23 protein-coding genes and 1 tRNA gene are annotated in these 23,558 nt (G+C 62.7%); 17 read left to right on the top strand and 7 right to left on the bottom strand.

What is annotated here, in order from left to right:
- Positions 1–109: 109 nt before the first annotated feature.
- Positions 110–634: a Dps family protein gene (locus tag GGD66_RS33895; protein WP_018318252.1), complete on the bottom strand. Its 525-nt coding sequence runs from the start codon at positions 632–634 to the stop codon at positions 110–112.
- A 114-nt stretch (positions 635–748) separates the two neighbouring features.
- On the opposite strand from GGD66_RS33895, the gene GGD66_RS33890 reads away from it, so the two are divergent.
- Both GGD66_RS33890 and GGD66_RS33885 read left to right on the top strand, forming a co-directional pair.
- A complete protein-coding gene (locus GGD66_RS33890; protein WP_183236866.1) occupies positions 749–1,450 on the top strand; it encodes a class I SAM-dependent methyltransferase in 702 nt (233 codons plus the stop codon).
- 54 nt (positions 1,451–1,504) lie between these two features.
- Positions 1,505–1,580, top strand: a tRNA-OTHER gene (locus GGD66_RS33885).
- A 168-nt stretch (positions 1,581–1,748) separates the two neighbouring features.
- Here GGD66_RS33885 and GGD66_RS33880 read toward each other — a convergent pair.
- The gene (locus GGD66_RS33880) at positions 1,749–2,120 is read right to left on the bottom strand and encodes a helix-turn-helix transcriptional regulator (RefSeq protein WP_179731512.1); all 372 of its coding nucleotides are present in this window, start codon (positions 2,118–2,120) and stop codon (positions 1,749–1,751) included.
- 113 nt (positions 2,121–2,233) lie between these two features.
- On the opposite strand from GGD66_RS33880, the gene GGD66_RS33875 reads away from it, so the two are divergent.
- From GGD66_RS33875 to greA, 3 genes are all read left to right on the top strand, one after another.
- Entirely contained in the window at positions 2,234–3,403 is a 1,170-nt protein-coding gene (locus GGD66_RS33875) for an MFS transporter (RefSeq protein WP_183236865.1), read from the top strand.
- A 252-nt stretch (positions 3,404–3,655) separates the two neighbouring features.
- Positions 3,656–7,120, top strand: a complete 3,465-nt coding sequence (carB, locus tag GGD66_RS33870; RefSeq protein WP_092260603.1) for a carbamoyl-phosphate synthase large subunit — start codon at positions 3,656–3,658, stop codon at positions 7,118–7,120.
- A gap of 221 nt (positions 7,121–7,341) precedes the next feature.
- The gene (gene greA, locus GGD66_RS33865) at positions 7,342–7,815 is read left to right on the top strand and encodes a transcription elongation factor GreA (RefSeq protein ID WP_018318257.1); all 474 of its coding nucleotides are present in this window, start codon (positions 7,342–7,344) and stop codon (positions 7,813–7,815) included.
- A 408-nt stretch (positions 7,816–8,223) separates the two neighbouring features.
- On the opposite strand, the gene GGD66_RS33860 is transcribed toward greA, so the two are convergent.
- Positions 8,224–8,703 (bottom strand): Lrp/AsnC family transcriptional regulator, encoded by a 480-nt coding sequence (locus GGD66_RS33860; protein WP_026201989.1) that lies wholly within the window; start codon positions 8,701–8,703, stop codon positions 8,224–8,226.
- A 266-nt stretch (positions 8,704–8,969) separates the two neighbouring features.
- Between GGD66_RS33860 and trxB the strand changes: the two genes are divergently transcribed.
- The 5 genes from trxB (at position 8,970) to GGD66_RS33835 (ending at position 12,988) form a co-directional block, all read left to right on the top strand.
- Complete coding sequence (gene trxB / locus GGD66_RS33855; RefSeq protein ID WP_018318258.1) at positions 8,970–9,935, top strand: thioredoxin-disulfide reductase; 966 nt, start codon at positions 8,970–8,972, stop codon at positions 9,933–9,935.
- Positions 9,936–9,940: 5 nt separating this feature from the next.
- Positions 9,941–10,864 (top strand): LysR family transcriptional regulator, encoded by a 924-nt coding sequence (locus tag GGD66_RS33850; RefSeq protein ID WP_026201990.1) that lies wholly within the window; start codon positions 9,941–9,943, stop codon positions 10,862–10,864.
- A gap of 458 nt (positions 10,865–11,322) precedes the next feature.
- Entirely contained in the window at positions 11,323–12,231 is a 909-nt protein-coding gene (locus tag GGD66_RS33845; protein ID WP_183260983.1) for a 4-hydroxy-tetrahydrodipicolinate synthase, read from the top strand.
- 313 nt (positions 12,232–12,544) lie between these two features.
- A complete protein-coding gene (locus tag GGD66_RS33840; RefSeq protein WP_018318262.1) occupies positions 12,545–12,691 on the top strand; it encodes a hypothetical protein in 147 nt (48 codons plus the stop codon).
- A 132-nt stretch (positions 12,692–12,823) separates the two neighbouring features.
- Entirely contained in the window at positions 12,824–12,988 is a 165-nt protein-coding gene (locus tag GGD66_RS33835; RefSeq protein ID WP_018318263.1) for a hypothetical protein, read from the top strand.
- Between the two features lie 79 nt (positions 12,989–13,067).
- Here the strand turns inward: GGD66_RS33835 and GGD66_RS33830 are convergent, their stop codons facing one another.
- Both GGD66_RS33830 and GGD66_RS33825 read right to left on the bottom strand, forming a co-directional pair.
- Positions 13,068–13,745, bottom strand: a complete 678-nt coding sequence (locus GGD66_RS33830; RefSeq protein ID WP_025032179.1) for a ParA family protein — start codon at positions 13,743–13,745, stop codon at positions 13,068–13,070.
- Between the two features lie 360 nt (positions 13,746–14,105).
- Positions 14,106–14,444 carry a hypothetical protein gene (locus GGD66_RS33825; protein WP_183260981.1) on the bottom strand — a complete coding sequence of 113 codons (339 nt, stop codon included), beginning with the start codon at positions 14,442–14,444 and terminating at the stop codon, positions 14,106–14,108.
- Between the two features lie 400 nt (positions 14,445–14,844).
- On the opposite strand from GGD66_RS33825, the gene GGD66_RS33820 reads away from it, so the two are divergent.
- The 4 genes from GGD66_RS33820 to GGD66_RS33805 all read left to right on the top strand — a co-directional run bounded on the left by GGD66_RS33820 (position 14,845) and on the right by GGD66_RS33805 (position 18,372).
- A complete protein-coding gene (locus tag GGD66_RS33820; RefSeq protein WP_183260979.1) occupies positions 14,845–16,011 on the top strand; it encodes a CaiB/BaiF CoA-transferase family protein in 1,167 nt (388 codons plus the stop codon).
- Between the two features lie 2 nt (positions 16,012–16,013).
- Complete coding sequence (locus GGD66_RS33815; RefSeq protein WP_183260977.1) at positions 16,014–16,937, top strand: CoA ester lyase; 924 nt, start codon at positions 16,014–16,016, stop codon at positions 16,935–16,937.
- Between the two features lie 6 nt (positions 16,938–16,943).
- The gene (locus GGD66_RS33810; protein ID WP_183260975.1) at positions 16,944–17,882 is read left to right on the top strand and encodes an AEC family transporter; all 939 of its coding nucleotides are present in this window, start codon (positions 16,944–16,946) and stop codon (positions 17,880–17,882) included.
- Between the two features lie 85 nt (positions 17,883–17,967).
- A complete protein-coding gene (locus GGD66_RS33805; RefSeq protein ID WP_183260972.1) occupies positions 17,968–18,372 on the top strand; it encodes a nuclear transport factor 2 family protein in 405 nt (134 codons plus the stop codon).
- Positions 18,373–18,405: 33 nt separating this feature from the next.
- Here GGD66_RS33805 and GGD66_RS33800 read toward each other — a convergent pair whose 3' ends face one another.
- Positions 18,406–18,903 (bottom strand): DinB family protein, encoded by a 498-nt coding sequence (locus GGD66_RS33800; protein ID WP_183260970.1) that lies wholly within the window; start codon positions 18,901–18,903, stop codon positions 18,406–18,408.
- 214 nt (positions 18,904–19,117) lie between these two features.
- Between GGD66_RS33800 and GGD66_RS33795 the strand changes: the two genes are divergently transcribed.
- A complete protein-coding gene (locus GGD66_RS33795) occupies positions 19,118–19,483 on the top strand; it encodes a hypothetical protein (RefSeq protein WP_092260583.1) in 366 nt (121 codons plus the stop codon).
- A 251-nt stretch (positions 19,484–19,734) separates the two neighbouring features.
- On the opposite strand, the gene tenA is transcribed toward GGD66_RS33795, so the two are convergent.
- A complete protein-coding gene (tenA, locus tag GGD66_RS33790) occupies positions 19,735–20,418 on the bottom strand; it encodes a thiaminase II (RefSeq protein ID WP_183260968.1) in 684 nt (227 codons plus the stop codon).
- 706 nt (positions 20,419–21,124) lie between these two features.
- On the opposite strand from tenA, the gene GGD66_RS33785 reads away from it, so the two are divergent.
- Together GGD66_RS33785 and GGD66_RS33780 are read left to right on the top strand one after the other, a co-directional pair.
- Complete coding sequence (locus GGD66_RS33785; protein WP_183260966.1) at positions 21,125–21,682, top strand: hypothetical protein; 558 nt, start codon at positions 21,125–21,127, stop codon at positions 21,680–21,682.
- Between the two features lie 529 nt (positions 21,683–22,211).
- Positions 22,212–23,429, top strand: a complete 1,218-nt coding sequence (locus GGD66_RS33780; RefSeq protein WP_183260964.1) for a site-specific integrase — start codon at positions 22,212–22,214, stop codon at positions 23,427–23,429.
- Positions 23,430–23,558: the final 129 nt, after the last annotated feature.

Genomic DNA, 23,558 nt, shown 5'->3' with positions numbered 1-23,558 from the left:
CGTAGGGTGGGCAAAGCGAAGCGTGCCCACCAATCTATTCAAGCCGAAAGGAAAGATAGTGGGCACGGCGCGCAAGAGCGCGCCTTTGCCCACCCTACGGCACCGTGCCCTACGCCTCGTTGCCACCCTCCTGCCGCGTGGCCTCGAACAGGAACCACGTCCGGCGCTCGGTCTCGTCGATGAACACTTCCAAAATGCTGGCGCTGGCGACATCGCCGGCGTCGTCGCAGACCTCGTGCGCTTTGCGCATCGCAGCCGCGACGTGCTTGTTGTCCTGCATCAGCTCGCGCAGCATCTCGCGCGGCGGGACGTAGTCCTCGTTGTTGTCCTTGATGGTCTGGAGCTTTGCGACCTGGCCGATCGACTTCAGCGTGGTGCCGCCGATCTTGCGGACGCGCTCGGCGAGCTGGTCGGTGGTGGCGAAGATCTGGTCGGACTGCTCGTCGAGCAGCAGATGATAATCGCGGAAGTGCCGGCCGCTGATGTGCCAGTGAAAATTCTTGGTCTTCAGATACAGCGCGAAGGCGTCGGCCAGAAGTACGTTGAGCGCCTCCGAAACCTTCTTGACCCCGTCGGGCGACAGGTCGGTGGGGGTATCGAGATCGGGCGAGACCTTGTTGTTGGTTTTGCTCACGGGAAGCCTTCCTGTTAGGACGCGGACATTGACGGCGCGCCGTCGCACCCCTAACGCAAGGCGGGCAGCGCCGGTTCCTTGACGGGAACCGTTTGGCCGGGACCATCGAATACCATGGACGATTGGATCGATTATTACGACTCGACGCATACGATCTATGTCAGCAAGCTGCATCGCGACTTGCACTTCCAGATCATCGCGCGGGACATCATCGGCTATATCCCCTCGCCGGACGCGACGGTGCTGGACTATGCCTGCGGCGAGGCGCTCTCGGCGACCCAGGTGGCCGCTAGCTGCGGCAAGCTGATCCTCGCCGAGCCCGCGCCGGGCGTGCGCGGCCGGCTGATCGCGCGGTTTGCCCCGAACACCAAGATCCGTGTCCGCTCGCTCGACGATGTCCGCAAGATGCAGGACCAGTCGATCGACCTCGTCGTGATGAACTCGGTCGCGCAATACATGGCGCCGGACGAGCTTGATGCCGCGCTCCTCACCATCCGCCGTATCCTGAAGCCCTCCGGCAAGCTGGTGCTGGGGGACATCCTCCAGCCCAACGTCGGGATGTTCAGGGACGTCATGGCGCTGCTCGGCTTCGGCCTGCGCCACGGTTTCCTGAAAGACGCGCTGATCGGGCTGATCAGCACCGCGCTGTCCGACTACCGTCATCTGCGCACGCGTATCGGGCTCCAGCGCTACAGCGAGGAGGAAATCACCGCCAAGCTGAGAGCGGCCGGGTTCGCGGTCCAGCGCGCCCACACCAATATCGGCCACAATCGCTGGCGCATGACCTTCATCGCGCGGCCGCCTCTGGTTCGTTAAGCATAACAATTAGCCGTTGTAGCTTGTCGCACTGCAATCGGTAATGATCGCCTCGGCCCGGTGGCGGAAGCGTCTACGCGAGGGCGGTGCAACGCTCTACATCCTGGTTCAAATCCAGGCCGGGTCTCCAGCCTTCGCTGCTTACGCAGCTTCGGCTCGGCAAGCCTTTTCGTGGCGAAGGCTGCCGCGGCCATGCCCGAAGGGCGAAGCCGGGCGTGGTGCAGCCATCCGCAGGCACGAAGCGTGTCCGGCGTAACTGGAGCGCAGCGGAAGCGAAGACGGACTGCCCACCCCAACCTCAATCTGCCGCAACCACTTCACCCTCCGGCAGCAACTGAAGCCGCTCGGCGTCCCTGGCCGCGGATTTGATCACCGCATCGAGCAGGCCGGGAAAACGCGCGTCCAGATCCTCGCGGCGCAGCCGCATGAAGCGGTTGGTGCCGGCCACGCGCGTCTGCATCAGGCCGCATTCGCGCAGCTTGGCGAAGTGATAGGCGAGGTTGGACTTGCCCGCGAGCCCGTTGAAGTCGCCGCAGCAGAGCTCGCTGCTGACACCTTCCTGCTGGGCAAGCTGATAGACGATGGCGAGCCGGATCGGATCGCTCAGGCAATCCAGCACCATCGGCAACTCGATCTGCTCGGGGGTCGGGTGGAGAGGTGTGCGGCTCATGATCCGGGAATCATAGCGAAGCGGCCACAATGTTCAATAGTTCTTGAACCAATTGACATCCATATCCTCACATTCAATAGTTCAATAAACGTTGAACATAGGAATCTCGTCCAATGAGCGTATTCTGGCTGGCCTTGGCGGCCTTTGCGATCGGCACCGAAGGCTTTGTAATCGCAGGCCTTTTGCCCGGCATCGCCGCCGATCTACAGATTTCGGTCTCCGCCGCCGGCCAATTGGTCACGGCCTACGCCCTCACCTATGCCGTGGGCTCCCCCATCCTGGCCGTCGCGCTGAACAATATCGACCGCCGCACCGTGCTCGCCCTGGCACTGGCGACCTTCATCGCCGGTAATCTCGCTGCGATGGTGGCTTCCAGCTACGCCCTGCTGCTGGCCTCGCGGATGCTGATGGCGCTGGGCTCCGGGCTTTGCATGCCGACGGCGCTCGCAGTGTCCGTGGCGGTCGCCTCGCCGGAACGGCGCGGCCGAGCGGTGGCGCTGGTCACGTCGGGCCTGACGGTCGCGACCGTCATTGGCGTTCCCCTCGGCAATCTCGTCGGCAGCCTGCTCGGCTGGCGCGCGACCTTTGCCATGGTCGCTATGATCGGCACCGTCGCGCTTGCCGGGCTGCTGCTCGGCCTGCCCCGCGGCCTGCCGCGCAACACCGCCTCGCTCGGCGAACGGCTGGCCGTGGCGCGTCACAGCAATGTCCTGGTCGCGCTTGTGATCACCATCCTATGGGCGCTCGGGGGCTTCACCGTGTTCACCTATTTCGCGATTCCGCTGCGCGGCCTCGGCTTCGATGCGCAGCAAATCAGCCTTGCGTTGCTGGTGTTTGGCGGCGCGGCCGCGATCGGGAACATGTTCGGCGGCTTACTTGCCGACCGGCTCGGTACGCTCGCCACCGTGGGCCTCGGGCTCGCCGGCATGGCAGCAGCGCTGATCCTGCACTCGGTGGTCCTGAAGCTGATGCCGGGCCAGGCGCACTATGCGGTGCTGGGCGCGATCTTCCTCTGGGGCATCTCGGGCTGGGCATTCTACCCGGCCCAGGTCGCCAGCATCATCCGGATCGAGCCGCAGGCCTCGATGATTGCGCTCTCGCTCAACGCCTCCGCCATGTATCTCGGCTTCGCCATCGGCGGGGCATTGGGCGGGGCGGTGCTGGCCACCCTCTCGCCGACCGACCTCGGCTGGATCGGCGGAACGAGCGTTGCGGCCTCACTTCTGGTGCATCTCGCCCGTGGCTGGCAGGCCAGGCCAAAACCCGTCAAAATTGCCGGTTGATGGGCGTTTTTCGGGGTTTCGCCGCTCCGGAATCTGGTCTAAGACCCACCCGCGCGCGAGGGAGACCACCGCGCGCGCGCATGATCCGCCAAAGTGTAGGCGGTTTGGCGTCAAGATCATGCGCCTCTTATAAGAGTAGAAGCGCGATCGGACGCAAAACCGGTGGCCACTTTTGCTGATCGCGCTTCGGCCAAAGGGACGCGCAGGAGCGCGCCCTTTTTTTGTGCCTAAATTCCAGTCCGGCGAGAGTTGATGCCCAAACGTACAGACATCACCACCATCCTGATCATCGGCGCCGGTCCCATCGTGATCGGCCAGGCCTGCGAGTTCGACTATTCGGGCACCCAGGCGGTGAAGACGCTGAAGGAAGAGGGCTATCGCATCGTCCTCGTCAATTCCAACCCGGCCACCATCATGACCGACCCGGAATTGGCCGATGCGACCTATATCGAGCCGATCACGCCCGAGATCGTCGCCAAGATCATCGAGAAGGAACGTCACGTCATCCCCGGCGGCTTCGCGCTGCTGCCGACCATGGGCGGACAGACCGCGCTGAACTGCGCGCTGTCGCTGCGCCGCCAGGGCACGCTCGACAAGTTCGACGTCGAAATGATCGGCGCGACCGCTGATGCGATCGACAAGGCGGAAGACCGCCAGCTGTTCCGCGAGGCCATGACCAAGATCGGGCTCGAGACGCCGAAGTCGCGGCTCGCCAACGCCTCGGCGCTGAAGAAATCGTTCCGCGACAAATATCAGGCCGAGCGCGAAAAACTCTCCGGCGCCGCGCTCGAAGAGCATGAGCGGCAGTGGACGCTGGGCGAGAGCGAGCGCCGCAAGCGCTACCAGGAATACGCCTTCGGCCAGGCCATGATGGCGCTGTCCGAGATCGGCCTGCCCGCGATCATCCGCCCCTCCTTCACCATGGGCGGCACCGGCGGCGGCATTGCCTACAACAAGGAAGAGTTCCTCGACATCATCGAGCGCGGCCTGGATGCGTCTCCGACCAACGAAGTGCTGATCGAAGAATCCGTGCTCGGTTGGAAAGAGTACGAGATGGAGGTGGTGCGCGACAAGAAGGACAATTGCATCATCGTCTGCTCGATCGAGAACCTCGATCCGATGGGCGTGCACACCGGCGATTCTATCACGGTGGCGCCGGCGCTGACGCTGACCGACAAGGAATACCAGATCATGCGCGACGCCTCGCTGGCGGTGCTGCGCGAGATCGGCGTCGAGACCGGCGGCTCCAACGTGCAGTTCGGCGTCAATCCCGAGGACGGCCGCATGGTCGTCATCGAGATGAATCCGCGCGTGTCGCGCTCGTCCGCTCTGGCTTCGAAGGCCACCGGCTTCCCGATCGCGAAGGTCGCGGCTAAGCTCGCGGTCGGCTACACGCTCGACGAGATCGCCAACGACATCACCGGCGGCGCCACGCCGGCCTCGTTCGAGCCGACCATCGACTACGTCGTCACCAAGGTGCCGCGCTTCGCCTTCGAGAAATTCCCCGGCGCCTCCACCACGCTGACCACGTCGATGAAGTCGGTCGGCGAAGTCATGGCGATCGGCCGCACCTTCCAGGAAAGCCTGCAGAAGGCGCTGCGCGGGCTCGAGACCGGACTGACCGGCCTCGACGAGATCGAGATCGAGGGTCTCGGCCGCGACGACGACAAGAACGCGATCCGGGCCGCGCTCGGCACGCCGACGCCGAACCGGCTGCTCCAGGTCGCCCAGGCGATGCGGCTCGGCTGGTCGAACGAGGAGATCTTCAACTCCTGCAAGATCGATCCGTGGTTCCTCAGCGAGATGCGCGGCATCGTCGACATGGAGGAGAAGGTTCGCAAGAACGGCCTGCCGGGCAATGCCTTCGGCATGCGCACGCTCAAGGCCATGGGCTTCTCCGATGCGCGGCTCGCGGTGCTTGCCGAGACGACGGAAGCCGAGGTCACCGCGAAGCGCCACGCGCTCGGCGTTCGTCCGGTGTACAAGCGCATCGACACCTGCGCGGCCGAATTCGCCTCGCCGACCGCCTATATGTATTCGACCTATGAGGCACTGTTCGCGGGCGCACCGGCGGACGAGAGCACGCCGTCCGACAAGAAGAAGGTCATCATTCTCGGCGGCGGACCGAACCGCATCGGCCAGGGCATCGAATTCGACTATTGCTGCTGTCACGCCTGCTTCGCGCTGCATGATGCCGGCTATGAATCCATCATGGTCAACTGCAACCCGGAAACCGTGTCGACCGATTACGACACCGCCGACCGGCTGTATTTCGAGCCGCTCACTGCCGAGGACGTGCTGGAGATCATCGCCAAGGAGCGCACGAACGGCACGCTGCACGGCGTGATCGTGCAGTTCGGCGGCCAGACGCCGCTGAAGCTCGCGCGCGCGCTGGAAGCCGCCGAAGTGCCGATCCTCGGCACCTCGCCTGACGCCATCGATCTTGCCGAGGACCGCGACCGCTTCAAGCGCGTGCTCGACAAGCTGCGTCTCAAGCAGCCCAAGAACGGCATCGCCTATTCGGTCGAGCAGGCAAGGCTCGTCTCTGCCGATCTCGGCCTGCCGCTGGTGGTGCGCCCGTCCTACGTGCTCGGCGGCCGTGCGATGCAGATCATCCGCGAGGAGAACCAGCTCAACGACTATCTGCTCGGCACGCTGCCGGAGCTGGTGCCGGCGGACGTCAAGGCGCGCTATCCGAACGACAAGACCGGGCAGATCAACACCGTGCTCGGCAAGAACCCGCTGCTGTTCGATCGCTATCTCTCGGACGCAACCGAGATCGACGTCGACTGCCTCTGCGACGGCAAGGACACCTTCATTGTCGGCATCATGGAGCACATCGAGGAAGCCGGCATCCATTCCGGCGACAGCGCCTGCTCCCTGCCGGCGCATTCGCTCGAGCCTGAGATGATCGAGGAGCTGGAGCGGCAGACCCGCGAGCTCGCGCTCGGCCTCGACGTCGTCGGCCTGATGAACGTGCAATACGCCGTCAAGGACGGCGAGATCTACGTGCTCGAGGTCAATCCGCGTGCCTCGCGCACCGTGCCGTTCGTCGCCAAGGTGGTCGGCACGCCGGTCGCAAAGATCGCCGCGCGCATCATGGCCGGCGAGAAGCTTGCCGATTTCAAGCTGAAGAAGGCAAAGCTCAAGCACGTCGGCGTCAAGGAATCGGTATTCCCGTTCGCGCGCTTCCCCGGCGTCGACACGGTGCTCGGGCCCGAGATGCGCTCGACCGGCGAGGTCATGGGCATCGACCGCAATTTCGAGGTCGCCTTCGCCAAGAGCCAACTCGGCGGCGGCACGCGAGTACCGCGCAAGGGCACGGTGTTCGTCTCGGTGCGCGAGAGCGACAAGACGCGCATCGCCGATGCGGTCCGCGAACTGCATTCGCTCGGCTTCAAGGTGCTGGCGACCTCGGGCACCCAGCGCTTCCTGACCGACCAGGGCATCCCGACCGAGAAGGTGAACAAGGTGCTGGAGGGTCGGCCGCACATCGTCGACGCCATCACCAATGGCGACGTCCAGCTCGTCTTCAATACCACCGAAGGCCCGCAGGCGCTCGCCGACAGCCGTTCGCTGCGGCGCGCGGCCCTCTTGCATAAAGTGCCGTATTACACCACTCTTTCCGGGGCCGTGGCGGCCGCGCAGGGCATCCGCGCCTATCTCGGCGGGGACCTTGAGGTTCGTACCCTGCAGAGCTACTTTTCGGAAACCTGATCGCGAGCGGGAGGCCGAGCCTTAAGGGTTAGGCCTCCGCTAAGTGATTGGCAATGAAGCCACAATGGCCGGAGGAACTGTCCGGCCATGGTGGTTGTTCTGTTCCGGCGCCAGCCCACATAACGTTCCGGTGGCCGCGTGTTCAGCGCCGGGAATACCGACGAATCAAGGTTTCTGCGCCCGCTGTTGTGGGGGCGCGTAACCGAAGAACGAGAGAAGAGATGGAAAAGGTTCCGATGACAGCGAGCGGCTTTGCCGCGCTCGGGGAAGAATTGAAGAAGCGCCAGTCCGAGGACCGTCCGCGCATCATCGAGCACATCGCGGAGGCGCGCTCGCACGGAGACCTGTCGGAGAACGCGGAATATCATGCCGCGAAGGAAGAGCAGTCCCACAATGAAGGCCGCATCGCAGAGCTCGAGGACAAGCTCGCGCGCGCCGACATCATCGACATCTCGAAACTGTCCGGCGACACCATCAAGTTCGGCGCCACCGTGACCTTGGTCGACGAGGACACCGAGAAGAAGACGGTGTGGCAGATCGTCGGCGAGGTCGAGGCCGACGCCAAGAAGGGCCGCATCTCCATCACCTCGCCGCTCGCCCGCGCGCTGATCGGCAAGAAGAAAGGTTCGACCGTCGAGGTCAACGCACCCGGCGGCGCCAAGGCGTATGAAATTACCAAGGTGGAATGGCGGTAAGGATTTGCCGCTGCACTGAGACGTTTCAAAAGGCCGCGCGATGCGCGGCCTTTTTGTTTCGGGGTGTCTTTATTTCAGCGCATCGCTTGCGTGAGTGGAGAAACGCACTCTCTCCGCGCGTCATTGCGAGCGCAGCGAAGCAATCCAGGCTGCCGCCGCGGAAAGACTCTGGATTGCTTCGTCGCAAGAGCCTCCTCCTCACAATGACGATGTTGATGCAGCGAACCTAATTCCATTTCCGTCACCCTGAGGTGCTCGCCTCTTCGGCGAGCCTCGAAGGGCGACGGCCCAACTGTTGCCGCGCGCTGCTGCATCTTGGCCGCGCATCCTTCGAGGCTCCCCATCGGGCGCGATGCGCCCGATGCCTCGGCGCCTCAGGATGACGGGATTGGCAGGACTCTAGAGCGGCTACCTCCGCCCCTTCACGTCCAGCGGCACGGCCGCCTCATACTTCGAATTATGCAGCACCAATGACGTTCTCACGTTCCGCACGTGGGGCGCGGCGGTGAGATGCGTGACGAAATCCTGGAAGGTCGCCATGTCGGGGGCGACGCATTTGAGGATGAAATCGACCTCGCCCGACAACATCCAGCATTCCCGCACCAGGGGCTCGGCGCGGACGAACTCCTCGAAGGCGCGCAAATCCGCCTCGGCCTGGCTGGACAGGTGCACAGCGGCGAAGACCGTGACGTCGAAGCCGAGCTTGCGGGCATCGAGCAGGCCACGATAGCCGTGGATGTAGCCCTCCTCCTCCAGCGCCCGGACGCGGCGCAGGCAGGGCGGCGGCGAGATGCCGACCCGCTTGGCCAGCTCAACATTCGTGATTCGACCGTCGGCCTGAATCTCGGAGAGAATTTTCAGGTCAATGTCGTCTAGGTTCCGCGACACTTGATTGGAACTCCTGGCCTTTGCGGCTTGATTGGTGGGTTTGCCGCAATCCTCATAGCCCAGTCCGCACGACTAGCGCAATTTTATTGCGCGTGCACCGCAATCGACTTTTGTTCCTTGTTGGAAAAATCCGCCGAGAGGGAATGCAATTCTTGCATAGCTCACCAGAACGCTTAGATTAGCTCTGATATTTCAGCGCCTCCGCGACGCCTCCCGGCATGTTCCGCGCCCGCGCTGCAAATCCCCCGTGAAAGGCGTCCATCGAAATGTCCGCTCCTGTTCATGCAAAGGTCGTCATTATCGGCTCCGGCCCCGCCGGTTACACGGCGGCGATCTACGCCGCGCGCGCGATGCTCGAGCCGATCCTGATCCAAGGCATCCAGCCGGGCGGCCAGCTCACCATCACCACCGACGTCGAGAACTATCCCGGCTTCGCCGATGTGATCCAGGGCCCCTGGCTGATGGAGCAGATGGAGAAGCAGGCGGTCCATGTCGGCACCAAGATCGTCACGGACCTGGTCATCAAGCTGGAAACTTCGCATCGGCCGTTCCGCCTCACCTGCGACTCGGGCGATGTCTATCTCGCTGACTCTGTGATCCTCGCCACCGGCGCGCAGGCGCGCTGGCTCGGGTTGCCGTCCGAAGTAAAGTTCCAGGGCGGCGGCGTATCGGCCTGCGCCACCTGCGACGGCTTCTTCTACCGCAACAAGGAAGTCGTGGTGGTCGGCGGCGGCAATACCGCGGTCGAGGAAGCCCTGTACCTCACCAACCATGCCTCGCAGGTCACCATCGTGCATCGCCGCGACCATTTCCGCGCCGAGCGTATCCTGCAGGAGCGCCTGTTCAAGCACCCGAAGATCAAGGTGATCTGGGACAGCGCCGTTGACGAGATCTGCGGCACCGAGAACCCCAACAAGGTCACCCATGTCCGCCTCAAGAACGTCAAGACCGGCGCGCTGACGGACGTGAAGACCGACGGCATCTTCATCGCCATCGGCCACGCACCGGCGACCGAGCTCGTCAAAGACCAGATCAAGCTCAAACCGTCGGGCTATGTCGAGGTCGCCCCGAACTCGACCGCGACATCGGTGCCCGGCCTGTTCGCCGCCGGCGACGTCGCCGACGAAACCTATCGCCAGGCCGTCACGGCCGCCGGCCTCGGCTGCATGGCAGCTCTCGAAGCCGAACGTTTCTTGGCCCTGCGCGCCAGCGAGCGCGCGGCAGCGGAATAAAGATCATGCCCCGAACACGCGACGGATTTACGGATATGGACTGGGACAAGCTGAAGGTGTTTCACGCGGCGGCGGAAGCGGGCAGCTTCACGCATGCGGGCGAGCAGCTCGGCCTGTCGCAATCGGCGGTGTCGCGCCAGGTCTCGGCGCTGGAGCAGGAGCTTTCGGTCTCGCTGTTCCACCGCCATGCCCGCGGCCTGATCCTCACCGAGCAGGGCGATTTGCTGTTCCGCACCGCGCATGACGTGTTCATGCAGCTCCAGGCGGCGCGCGCCAAGCTGACCGACAGCCGCGAGCGGCCGAGCGGCGACCTCAAGATCACCACCACGCCCGGCGTCGGCATCAACTGGCTGATCCCGCGGCTCGGCGAGTTCACCGCGCTCTATCCGGAAATCCGGATCTCCCTGATCGTCACCGACGAGGAGCTCGACCTGTCGATGCGCGAGGCCGACGTCGCGATCCGCACCCGCAAGCCGACGCAGCCGGATCTCATCCAGCGCAAGCTGTTCGCGATGGGCTTCCACGCCTATTGCTCGCCGGAATACATCAAGCGCTTCGGCACGCCGCGCACGCTAGAGGAGCTCGACTCCCACCGCATCATCACGCTCTCGGACGGCAACTTCGCGCCGCATCTGCAGAACCGCAACTGGCTGGTCGAAGCGGGCCGCAACGGCTCGGGTCCGCGCGAAGCCTATTTCAGGGTCAACAACATCCTCGGTCTCGTGCGCGCCTGTCAGCAGGGCCTCGGCATCGCGGCACTGCCCGACTACCTCGTCGAGGAACAGAGCAAACTCGTTCAGCTGTTCGGCGAGTCGGATTCGATCCAGCTCGATACGTATTTTGTCTATCCCGAAGAGTTGAAGACGGTCGCGCGCGTGCAGGTGTTCCGCGACTTCGTGGTGAGCAAGGCGCAGCGCTGGCCGTCCTGATTTCCGCATGACTGACATGCGGCCTCGGCTGTTGCTGCATGGCGCTCGTCAAGCTCATACTGTTTGCACGCTGAGCCTTCGCGTTGCGCATTTGTCCCCCTCCTCCGGTGGCGCGGGAGTTCAGTAATCCCTCTTGGAAGGTGATTGTGTCGGCCTCACGTGGCCAATACCTTAAGCCGGGCTCGTTCGAGCCCGGCTTTTTTTCGGTCAAATCGGCCTTCGCCCTCCGCGTGTATTGACAGTTCCAGGCATCCCCGCATCATTTGCAGATGATCACGAAGTCGTGCGCAATCTCGTCGAAGGCGATCGCCTCGAAAAAAGGCCCCCATCCGGGGACCTCGGAGTTTTGCGCGCGCTAGACCGGCTTCGTCATCGCTGCAATCCCGAAAACCCCGCCGCCTGGACGGGGTTTTTTCATGTGCCCTCCGTCTCAGGTTTCCCGAGAAGGAGATGGAAACATGACCGGACTTGAAGATCATTTGCACGGGCTGTGGCTGCCGCTGGTGACGCCGTTTCAGGGCGGCGCGCTCGACGAGCGATCGCTGCGGCGGCTGACGCGACACTACAGCGCGCAAGGCATCGACGGCTTCATCCTGGGGGCGACCTCGGGTGAAGGCATGACGTTGCGCGAGGCCGAGCTCGAACGTCTCGTCGCCATCGTGCGCGACGAGATGGCGGCGGGCCGGCGCACCTTGCCGATCTGCCTCGGACTGTCAGGCGCTGACACCGCGCGGCTGAAGGACCGTCTCGACGAGACCGCGGACTGGCCGATCGACGGTTATCTGATCGCAAGCCCTTATTATGTGCGCCCCTCGCAGCGCGGCCTCTTGGCGCATTTCGAGACGCTCGCCGATCACGCCGCTTGGCCGATTGCGCTCTACAACATTCCCTATCGCACCTCGGTGAACATCACCAACCAGACCATGCTGCGGCTCGCCGAGCATCCCAACATCATCGGCTTGAAGGATTGCGGCGCGAGCCGCGAGCAATCGATCGCGCTCTTGCGCGACCGGCCGAAGGAGTTTCGCGTGCTCACCGGCGAGGACGCGAACTTTTTCGAGGCGCTCAGCGACGGCGCCGACGGCGGCATCGTGCTGTCCGCTCATGTCGAGACCGCGACGTTCGCGGCGGTGTATGCGGAAGCGAAGCGCGGCAACCATGACGCGGCGCAGGCGCGCTGGCACGAGGTCGCCGATCTGACGCGGCTGCTGTTCACCGAGCCGAGCCCGGCGCCGGCGAAGTACTGGCTGTGGCGATGCGGTCTGATCGACAGCCCCGAAGTGCGCCTGCCGATGGTGGAAGTGAGCAGCGAGCTCGCAGCCGCGATCGATCGCGAGATCGAGCGACGGACGAAGGTGGCGGCGTAGTTTCTCGTTCACCCTCCCCTGGAGGGGGAGGGTCAATCGCGCGAAGCGCGAGCGGGGTGGGGTGATCTCTCCACTCGGGCACTGTCGGATGGGCGAGACCGTCACCCCACCCCGTCTCGCATTTCGCTGCGCTCATGTGAGCCGACCCACGGGCGAGCTTCGCTCGTCCCGGACCCCTCCAGGGGAGGGTAAGAGCCGCCACTTGGTTAACCGCGTCCCAACGGCCTTCGCTGTTGCCGCATGGCGCATCCACGTCTCGTTTACCCATCCGTCCCTATCGTTGCTCTCCAGGAACTTCCAGAGGGGAATGACCATGGGACATCGCACCCGGCCTACGGCCGCGCAGCAATTCGCGCCGGCCGATCTTTTGCAGGGAATTCTCGTCGTATCGTCGTTCGGATTCTGGGCCGTGATGCTCGGCCTGATGCCGGCGCTGCTGTTTCGCGTCTGGCTCGCCTGAGGCGGCACGTCGCGCGGATGGTTAAGCGGCCGTCACAAATGCGCTCAAAATGCGCAGCGGTTTGCAAGCCGGAATCTTAAAACATCCCGCGTATCGTTCACGCCCATAAGCGAAGAAATCGCGGGGGCGTTTATGAATAGTCATAATGAGATGGCGTCGCATTTCGGCGCCGGACAGGAGAAGCTGTCCACCGAGCAGAGCTTTACCACCGAGGACATTCTCTGGGCCGCCGGCATCTGGTCGGTGATCCTGACGATGTCGCCGGTCATCGTGTTCTACATGCTGATGGTGGCGTAGCCTCCTTCAGCAGATCCCGAAAACGCAAAACGCGCGGACGTTCCCGCGCGTTTTTCGTCCGGGGAAATGAATAATGAAATTAAGCAGCCTGCTTGTGCATTGCGCCGGACGCCGACGCCGTGCCGCGAATGGCCTTAACTGAACGCTCGATCGCCGCCCACAGCCTTGCGATTTCCTGAGCCGCACGGCTCTCGGCCTGGTATTCCCGCGCGCCCTCGCCGTGGCTCAGCGCCATCAAGAGATCCGAACGGTTGGTGATCTGGCCGCCCCACACCGGAGCCCGGAATTTTGCCAGCGCTTCGCGGGCGATGGTGACGATCGGGCTTTCGGCTTCGTCGCGCTTGGCCGGCGCACCGTTGAGCACGACCGCATAGGGCTTGCGCGCCGCGCGGCACATCTGGATGGTTTCCTGCACCGCGTTGACGTCGAACACACCGGGACGCGCCGGAATGACCACCATCGTCGCGTTCTTGATCGCGTCGTCGACGACGGCCGAGAGGTTCGGCGGCGTGTCGATCAACACCCATTCATAACCGTCGCGCTTGGCAGCGGAGACGATGCCGCTGACGGAGTTCACCGCCGCCTTGATCGGCGGCTCGTTGGTGCCACGCAGCTTGTGCCACAGCGTCAGCGAGCCCTGCGGGTCCGCGTCCACGAGCATGACCTGCTTGCTCGCCTTGATCTGCGCGGCGAGATGCGCGGCTAGGGTACTCTTGCCCGAGCCGCCTTTACGCGATGCAAAAACAATAACGTTCATACCTTCGGCCTCCAGATTGACCCCAGGCCGCGAAAATGAATCACCGCGCTGATTCGTGAAAGAAAAATTTATCGGGGGTTGCGTTGCCGCCACGAAATAACAAGGCGTGTTGGCTTTTGAGTCACACTGCGTCGCACGACAAGAGACCAACGGCAGCGAAACACCGCCCGCGCGAGCGTCTGTGCGTTCTTTGAGCAGCCGAACGGGACCAAGCGGAATGCAACCTTCCCGCGCAAACCCTTACCCGACTCTTTTCCTTCGCACATTCGCAATTGCCGCAGGCATCAGCGCGGCCTGCGCGAACAAAAGAAGTCCGTTACATTACGAAGTTTCGGATAAGGAACGCGGGCTATCCCGCGCTCAGCCGTCGCTGGTCTTTTTCTTCTTGGGTTTGGTGCTCTTCTTCGCGGTTTTGGGCGCGATGCTGGTCGGCTTGCCGGCGCGGGCCTCGCCCGGCTCGGGCCCGGGGCGGAAGAACACCCGGCATTGCGGCGAGAGCTGCGCCTTCTTCTTGATCATGCAGGCCGTGATGGCGTCGACGTTCGGAACGAACTCGCCGCACAGCCGCATCGCATCCGGCGTGCAGGCCTGCTGCTCCTCCGGGGTGTAGGCGAAGCCGGTACCGGGCTGGATCAGAGCGGCCAGGGCCATCCCGAGGGTTGCAGCAGCCAAGGATGTCTTGAAGCGAAACGCCGGCATCGATCCCCCCACATGTCGAGTCGGAGGGAATAGTGGGTGAACGGCGGTTCGTTGGCAACGAGGGCAGATGCGAAAGGTCGGACCTGTGCGGTCTTGGCAACAGGCGGGTGCCGCTCGGCAACCTCTCCACTGTCGTCGCCCGGCCTTGTGCGCAATTGCGCACAAGGCGGGGGATGACAGCTGCGTGCGGGGGAAGCACTAAACACAAAACTGCGAAAACAACCCCATGCACAGTAGCCAAGCCACGGTAATCGCAGCGCATTTCGTCTTAGGATTTGACGAAACCAGGTTTGACTTGTCGGGCAAAACAGGGGCATCATGTCCCATCCAAAAAGATGCGCGTGGGGTGATCGGCCTGTCTCCTGCGCTGGTCGAAAAGCGCACGAGAGGAAGCGATCTCATGGAAGCGAATGAAGCGGAGCTGCCGCTGTCCGGCGTCACGGTGGTCTCGCTCGAGCAGGCGATCGCGGCGCCGCTGGCGAGCCGGCACCTGGCGGACTGGGGCGCGCGGGTGATCAAGATCGAGCGGCCGGGCGCGGGCGACTTCTGCCGGGACTACGACCACGTGATGAACGGCATGTCGAGCCAGTTCGTCTGGACCAACCGCTCCAAGGAAAGCCTCGCCATCGACATCAAGAGCGAGGACGGCCGCAAGGTGCTCGACGCCCTGCTGCCGCAGGCCGATGTGTTCATCCAGAACCTCGCGCCCGGCGCCGCCGAGCGGCTCGGCCTCGATGCCGCATCGCTTCTCCAAAAGCATCCGCGCATCATCGCCTGCGACGTCTCAGGCTATGGCCCCGGCGGCCCCTACAGCGACAAGAAGGCCTATGATCTGCTGGTTCAGTGCGAGGCCGGCGTCCTCGCCATCAACGGCACCGAGGCGGAGCCGGCCAAGGTCGGGCTGTCGGTGGTCGACATCGCCACCGGCATGTACATCCTCAACGGCGTGCTGATGGCGCTGTATCGCCGCGAGCGGACCGGCAAGGGCACCGCCTTCCAGGCCTCGCTGTTCGACTCCATTACCGATTGGATGAGCTATCCCGCCTTCTACACGCACAGCACGGGACGGCCGTTGCCGCGGACCGGCGCCAGGCATGCGACGATCGCACCCTACGGCCCGTTCCGGGTGGGCGACGGCAACACCATCTTCTTCGGCATCCAGAACGATCGGGAATGGCGATCGCTGTGCCGCATCGTGCTCGGCGATGCCGGCTTTGCCGACGACCTGCGCTTCCGCACCAATCCGCTGCGCATGCAGAACCGCGACGAGCTACAGGCGCATATCGAGCAGCGCTTTGCATCCATGACCAGCGAAGAGGTGCTGCGACTGCTGGATGAGGCCGCGATCGCCAACGCGCATCTGAACTCGGTCGAGGCTTTCCTGGCGCATGAGCAGCTCCGCGCGCGGTCCCGGGTGCAGAGCGTCGGCTCGCCGTGCGGGCCGGTGATGAGCTTCCTGCCTGCGCTGACCATTCCAGGCGTCAAGCCGCGGATGGATCCGGTGCCGGATGTGGGACAGCACAACCAGGCTATCCTCAGCGAACTCGGTCTGGCGAAGGACATTTGACGATGGTCTCGCTGCGGCCCACGCGGGCCTACCTCGCCGTTCCCGCGCATCGCTCCCGTCTTGTCGCCAAGGCAGCGGCCTCAACGGCGGATGCGGTGTTCATGGATCTCGAGGACGCGGTGCCGCCGTCCGAGAAGGGCCTTGCGCTGGAGGAAGCTGTCCAGTCCCTCGCCTCGCTCGACTGGGGCAACAAGCGCGTCACGGTGAGGATCAACGCCGTCGACAGCCCCTTCATCGCGCAGGAGATCCGCGCGCTGGCTACCCTTCCCCGGCTGGATGCGGTGATCGTGCCGAAGGCGGAGCGCGCCAGCGATATCGCCGGGATTGCCGAGCAGTTGCGGGCAGCTAACCCCGATCGCCCCACACCGGTGGCGCTGGAATTGCTGATCGAGACGGCGCTCGGTCTGGTCAATGTCGACGCGCTCGCCGCATGTCACGACAGCGTCGCCGCGCTGCATCTTGGCGTCGGCGATTTCGCGGCGTCGATCGGCGCCCGCTCCTCCGACATCGGCGTGTCGCCGGACGGCTATCGTCACGTGGGATCGGCGCAAAGCGGCTATGCCTCCGCCCCGCTCGACCTGTTTGCCTATCCGATGATGCGCGTCCTGGTGGCCGCCCGCGCGCACGGCCTTCACGCCATCGACGGCCCCTGCGGCGCATTCCGCGATGCCAGGCTGACCGAAAGCAGCGCGCAAAAGGCCGCCGCGATGGGGTTCGACGGCAAGCAGGTCATCCATCCCGACCAGATCGAGCTAACGCTGCGCGCGTTCATGCCGTCCGAGCAGGAGCTGGCCCAGGCGCGGCGGATCGTCGACGCCATGGAGCAGGCGGAGGCGAACGGACAGGGCGCGGTGACGCTGGACGGCAAGATGATCGACTATGCCAATGTGCGGATGGCGCGCAGGATCATCGAGCTGGGGTCGTAGCGGCGCATGGCCACATTGCTGATCGTCGCGCCGGTGTTTGCGCTGATCGCGTCCGGCTATGCCGCGGTGCTGTTTCGCTTCGTCTCGGAGAGCGCGCACAAGGGCATCTCCGAGTTCGCCTTCAGCATCGCGATCCCGGCGCTGCTGTTCCGCACCATCGTCGTGTCGGAATTCCCCGACGTCAGCCCCTACCGGATGTGGGGCGCCTATTACGGCGCGCTGGCCGTCATCTGGATCGCGGCGCTGGCGATCTCGGCGCTGCTGCGCGCGCGGCGCGGTACCAGCGAAGACGGCGTCGTGTTCGCGATCGGCTCGGTCTACGGCAACATCGTGATGCTCGGCATTCCCCTGACGCTCTCGGCGCTGGGCAATGAGGCCGCAGGGCCGATGGCGCTGATCCTGTCGGTGAACACGCCGCTGCTCTGGCTCTGCGGCATCCTGCAGATGGAGCTGGTCAACCGCAAGCGGACCGGCTCGGCACTGTCAGTGATCTGGCCCGTGCTCACGGATCTCGCCCGCAACCCGCTGATGCTGGCGATTGGCTTTGGCGTGGTCTGGCGCTTCACCGGCCTCGGCCTCACCCCCGTCGTCGACCGGACCATCGAGCTGCTGGCGCAAGCGGGATCGCCGACCGCGCTGATCGCGCTCGGCATCAATCTGTTTCGCTTCGAGGTGAAGGGCGAGAAGCTGAGCATCCTGGTGATGTGCGCGCTGAAGCTAGCGGCGATGCCGGCGGCTGCATTCGTGCTGGCCAAGCTGCTCGACCTGCCGCCGATCGCTGCCGGCGTCGTCGTGCTGTTCGCGGCGATGCCGACCGGCGCCAATGCGTACATCTTCGCGGTGCAGTATCAGCGGCTGGTGAACCCGGTGTCGGGCGCGGTGGCCCTGGGCACGTTGCTAGCGGCGGTGACGTTGCCGGTGGTGGTGTGGGTGGTGGCGCGCTGAGCACGCGCAGCATCGTCCCGATGATTTTGCCTTTACACGCAAAGGTCGCTAGGCTGCCCTGATACGTGCTGCAGGGAGGGTTGACATGGCACAGCGCGAAGAGATGCTCGCATTGATCAGGACCGCCTACGCCGCGCGCGGCGGCGGGGACGTCGAAGGCCTCGTGATGGCTTTTCATCCCGAGGGCGCGTTCATCTTGATGGGTGACAAGAGCGCGCTCGAACTGACGGGACGTATGGAGGGGCACCCGACCCTGCGCGAGGCTTTCACTCAGTTCACTGCCAACTTCGGCTTCGAAAGCCGCGAGATCCTGGCTGAGCTGGTCGACGGTGACCGCGTCGCAGTCCATTCCCGGGTTGTCGTTCGATACAATCCGAGCGGAAAGACTTTCAGCACCGAGATCCTGGATCTGTTCAGATTTCAGGACGGCAAGATCGCCGAGCTGATCGAGTTTGCGGATACGGCGCAGATCAAGGCGATGATTGCCTGACATGCGATGAGATGGATTGGAGCGTCGCACGAGCTACGCCAGAAGATGAAGGTCCGTCGGCTGTGGCTCTGCACCCGCTGCCGTCAACATCGCGTGGACCTGACCTCTATGGTGAGTCTGGTGATTGAAGAGTTGAATAGCCACGAGCGTCTTTGGCTTCTCGATCCGAGTTGAACCGTCCCCCGGATACCAAACAAGCATCCCGTTCAGGTCCGTATCGACCAATCGCGCTGACCACGCTTCGATTTCCGCGTTCCGTTGCAAGCGGAGCGCCTTGAAGGCATCCCAATCCGAGGGATCTGTGAGGGAATGCTTGATGGTTTCCTCTGGACGCTCGTTCCCCTTTAGTCGCTCCAGTATCAGGGCATCAGCCCAATAAAGATGGTTCAATGTCGCTGCGATCGACTGGAAGAACGCACCTCGATCCTTCCAGCGATCCTCGTTGGTCAGCCTGTCGGCGGCCGTTACCAAAGAGGCGTTCTGCCAAGTGTTGTAGCGAGCCATAAGTCGGCAGTATTCGGCTGAGATCATTTCTCAGGCTCCAAAAGTTATTGATGTTGGCTGGTTTCGGGATGTTGCCCCAGACGTGAGGCGGCTAGAGTTAGGGTGACAGGGCATAAAATTGGCCTTCGCCAGAGGTCTCATGGCACCCCTCCGGAATCTGGTTTGGTGCACTGTCACCGTAATGCCGTGCATTGATTCGACGGCGGAGCTTGGCTCACTTGCTACTTTATGGTGTTCGAACATGAATCATCCTTCAAAGCTAAGCGCCGCCTTCTCGGGAGCGTTACGTAGCTTCAGCTATTGGATTGCTGCTGGCTCCGTCGGGCATCCTCTTCTCGAAGGGATCGAATATCGCCAGGTAATGTTAGCAGAGCCGAGCTTGATGGAGCAGGCCTATGCGATCTTTGCGAACGTCATCGAGTTTGATCAGCAGGGTATGCCCGTTAACGCGAAGTATGCGGAGCACCGTGCCGCCCAATGGATCCGGAGCTATTGCGACCGCGGGTTCCAAGTGAGTCCGCCATTCGAGTCCTGGGAGCTCCAACTCAATGGACCACCACCGAGAGAAGATCCGAAGCCTTGGTCGACGGCGGGCGCACGGAAGTGAGGCAAATTGCACCCGTCTGAATTAGACGACCGCGGCCCTCGCGCCGGATAGGCATGCAGGCTCGACGTCGCGCTTTCCCGGGTTGTCGTTCGATACAATCCGAGCGGAAAGACTTTCAGCACCGAGATCCTGGACCTGTTCAGATTTCAGGATGGCAAGATCGCCGAGCTGATCGAGTTTGCGGATACTGCGCAGATCAAGGCGATGATCGCGTGAGGCGGGATGCGAGTCCGCAGGAGTTTCGCGCACTGTTACCGTAATTCGGCAACACGCTGGCCCTCGCGCCAGGCCATCTCCCAGAAGTCTGCCTCGAGCCGGGTGGCTTCCTTGAAGATCGCAGTCAGCTCGGCCTCGCGGGCCGGCCTGGCGTAGAGATCGGCGAGATGGTCGAGGTGCGCACGGGCTTTGGCAGCGACCTCCTGGTACGGCACGCCGGCGTACTCCGCGATCCAGACGCGATAGGCGTTGGTCGCGGCATCCGCATGGGGTCGCGAGGCGAGCCGCGTTGCGATCTCCGCGTACCCGATCACACAGGGAGCAAGCGCCACCTTGAGTGCCAGCAGATCGCCGCGCATTCCCGCATCTAACACATAGCGTGTATAGGCCAGCATCTCGGCCGCCGGAGGGGCCTGTTCAAGATCGGCCGGGGATAGGCCCCAATCGGCACAGAGCTTCACATGCAGGTTCATCTCGACATCGAGGATGGCCGAAAGGCCGGCCGCTGCCTCACGCATGTCGGCAAGCCTGGGCGACTTGTAGACCGCCAGCGCGTAGGCGCGAGCAAACTCGATGAGGAACAGGTAATCCTGGACGAGGTAGTGACGAAACGCCGCTTCGGGGAGCGAGCCGTCTGCCAATCCGTTCGTGAAGGGATGTTCGGTGTAGGCCCGCCACTCAACGGATGCTTCTGTCTTGAGACGTTCGAAGAAACTCACGATCTTTTTTGCCTGGCTTGCTTGTCCATGAATATCTTTGGCTCGCTACCGATATCGCATTGCGAACCGAGGAGCTACGGTGACCGCGCACAAGATTGGCTTTCGCCAGCACTCTGATGGCACGCATGCGCGGGATTAGGAGTTTAGTGCACTGTCACCGTAATCCCGGCAGGCAAAGCGAGCCGCCGCTCCCTTGTCCCGCGTCTCGGCGGCGGCTCGCTTCCCATCTAGTCGCACTTTCTCTTCAGGTTATCGCTCCATGGTAAAGAGCGACAGCCTGTCTAAGTCTTTGAATTTCTTAGAGCTGCTCAGTGGATGTCAGTCATCAGTTGCTGATCAGCAGACAGTACAATCAGCACCGCTCAGAAATTATGCTGGTGGCGCTTGAACTTAAAGGCAAAGCAATTTGGAAAAATGCAGGTTGTCGCTCTTTCGCATAGAGCGATAACCTACCGCGCAGTGTCTTAAGTGCATGAGATTGCGAGGTATTAGGATTTTTCGAAGGCACTCGATTGCCTTCTCCCGGAGATCGAGCACAAGGGTTAGGTCTGATCCAAGGGAGAGTCGCCGTGCAACAACGACAGAGAATGGAAATCCAAATTTTCGGGTCGACGATAAAAGCCGAGGGCGTTCTCGGTATCGTCGGCACAATAGCGATCGTGATAATTATTTTTGGGACCTACTTTGTGAACGGATAGGTTAACCGATGAGCTTGACGCTCGGGACTTTGATTACGGAATACCAAATCGATCCAGACTCATCTTTCCATGAGCTGAAACATGAGGTCCGCGTGAGGCATCGTCGAATGTTAGCGCGCATCGCCGCAGAGAAAGGAGAGTACCGGCTGAGGGACGTTCGTGCCCGCACATTGGTTGCTTGGCAGCGCGATTGGGTAGCTAATGGCAAGGCCGCGATGGCCTCCGCACTAACGGGACGCCTAAGCGCGGTGTTTCGATTTGGCGCGACGATACTGGAAGATAGAGAGTGCGCGCGTCTTTTCGAAGTCCTAAGCCTCGCTCGCGTTCAAGCTAGCTCCACTCCACGCATCTCAAGGATGACCGCAGATCAAGCCACCGCGCTCCGGAACAAAGCTCGGGAAATCGGTTATTTCTCCATTGCGCTCGCGCAAGCTCTTCAATTTGAGCTGCGCCTTACCCAAAAAGAAGTGCTTGGAGAATGGGTGCCGAATGATGAGGCTGATCCATCCGATGTTTCACATCCCAAATACGGTAAGTGGAAGAGGTCTTCGATGGGAGCAGATTGATGAAGAACTTATTCTGCGTATGACCACCAAGCGATCACGAGTGACTCAGCACGATCTAAAGGTCTTCCCAATGGTTATGGAGGAATTGGCGCACGCCATTGTCTTCTATGGCGGGAAGCCATCTGCTGGTCCTGTTGTCATTTACGAGGCGTCGGCCCGACCATGGTCGCAGTACGGCTTTCGCAGGATCTGGCGAAAAATCGCTAACATCGTCGGCATCCCTGCACACATCAGGAATAGCGATTTGCCTGCTTGATGCCGCTTTATCGCCTCAAGCGAATTCTGCTGATTTCTTTGTTTTGATCTCAAATATTGACCCCGCTGGTACAGTTGGGTGGGCTCGAACCACCGACCTCCTGTTCCACAGACAGAAACTTGTCGCCGCTGCGCTTACCACCTACTACGCTGAAGTTCTATTTTCCTTTTATTATCAGCGAGACAGGCAGAAACGCCTGCGCTGTCGTTTGCCTCGCTTTGTCTTGTTGTGGTAGCTATGTGGTAGCTAGCCGCAGGACAGGATGGAGCTCGCATGGCATCGGCAAGTATCACGATCAGGGCTGTGCAGGCGCTCACCCCGGGGGACGCGATCTGGGATGCGGGCCATAAGGAAGCGGTGCGGGGGTTTGGCGTGCGGCGTCAGCGCGATCAAGCGACGTACGTGCTCAAGTACCGACTATTCGGTCGCCAGCGGTTCTTCACGATCGGGCCACACGGGTCACCCTGGACGCCAGAGAAGGCGCGCCGGGAAGCCAAGCGATTGCTGGGACTGGTCGCAGATGGAAAGGACCCGGCAGACCACAAAGCGGAGGCCACCCTCCAAACGGCCGATACACTCCGCAAGATCACCGGCGAGTACCTCGCCGCGGCCAAAAAGAAGCAGCGGCCCCGCACGTATTCCGAGATCGAACGCTACCTGTTGGTCGCTTGGAAGCCCTTGCACTCAGTCTCCGTGTTCAAGATCACCCGCCGCCATGTTGCGGCGCGAGTCGCGGAGATTGCAGCGCAGCAAGGGGGCGTTTCCGCCGCCCGCGCTCGGACTGCCCTATCCACAATGTTCAATTGGGCTATTCGAGAGGGACTCGACATTCCGGGAAACCCGGTGCTCGGTACCAACCGTCCCGAACAGCCGAAATCCCGGGACCGGGTGCTATCCGATGCAGAGCTAGCCGAGGTTTGGCAGGCATGCGGTGATGACGACTACGGACGCATAGTGCGCTTGCTGCTCCTCACCGCTCAGCGGCGCGATGAGGTCGGCGGAATGCAATGGCCGGAGCTAGATACCACGGACGAGCGCTGGACGCTGCCCAGCGCTCGCACCAAGAACCATCGTGAGCATGTACTGCCGCTCGTCCCGGCCGCCTTGGCCTTGTTACCGCCCCGGCGGGATGATCGCGATTGCGTCTTTGGCGATGGTCCTCGCCGAAAAGGCGACAGGGACCGGGGGTTCTCCGGTTGGTCCAAATCGAAAGCCGCGCTTGATGCGCGGATTCTTACAGCGCGGAGGGGAGCAGATCAGGATGCTAAGCCCCTACCCCATTGGACCGTGCATGACCTTCGTCGCACGGCTGCAACCGTGATGGCGGATCGGTTGGGCGTCCTGCCGCATGTCGTAGAAGCGATCTTGAACCACGTAAGCGGCCACCGCGCGGGCGTAGCGGGGGTATACAATCGGGCTCGTTACCAAACTGAAATGCGAGATGCGCTGGAGCGCTGGGCTGAACATCTCGCTCGGATCTTACGGCAATGATGAGCAAGAGCCATTGAAGCGAGTGGGATTGGGAAGCGTACGTCCATTCGGTCGCAGCCGGCGCTGCGCGCGAAGCTGATCGCGAAGCGGAAGGCGGGCTTATGAAGCGGTGCATCCGGAGACGAGGCA

It is taken from the genome of Bradyrhizobium sp. CIR48 (assembly GCF_014198315.1).
GTDB lineage: Bacteria > Pseudomonadota > Alphaproteobacteria > Rhizobiales > Xanthobacteraceae > Bradyrhizobium.
The sequence above is the reverse complement of the archived record's forward strand: the minus strand, read 5'-3'. Positions and strand labels throughout refer to the sequence as shown.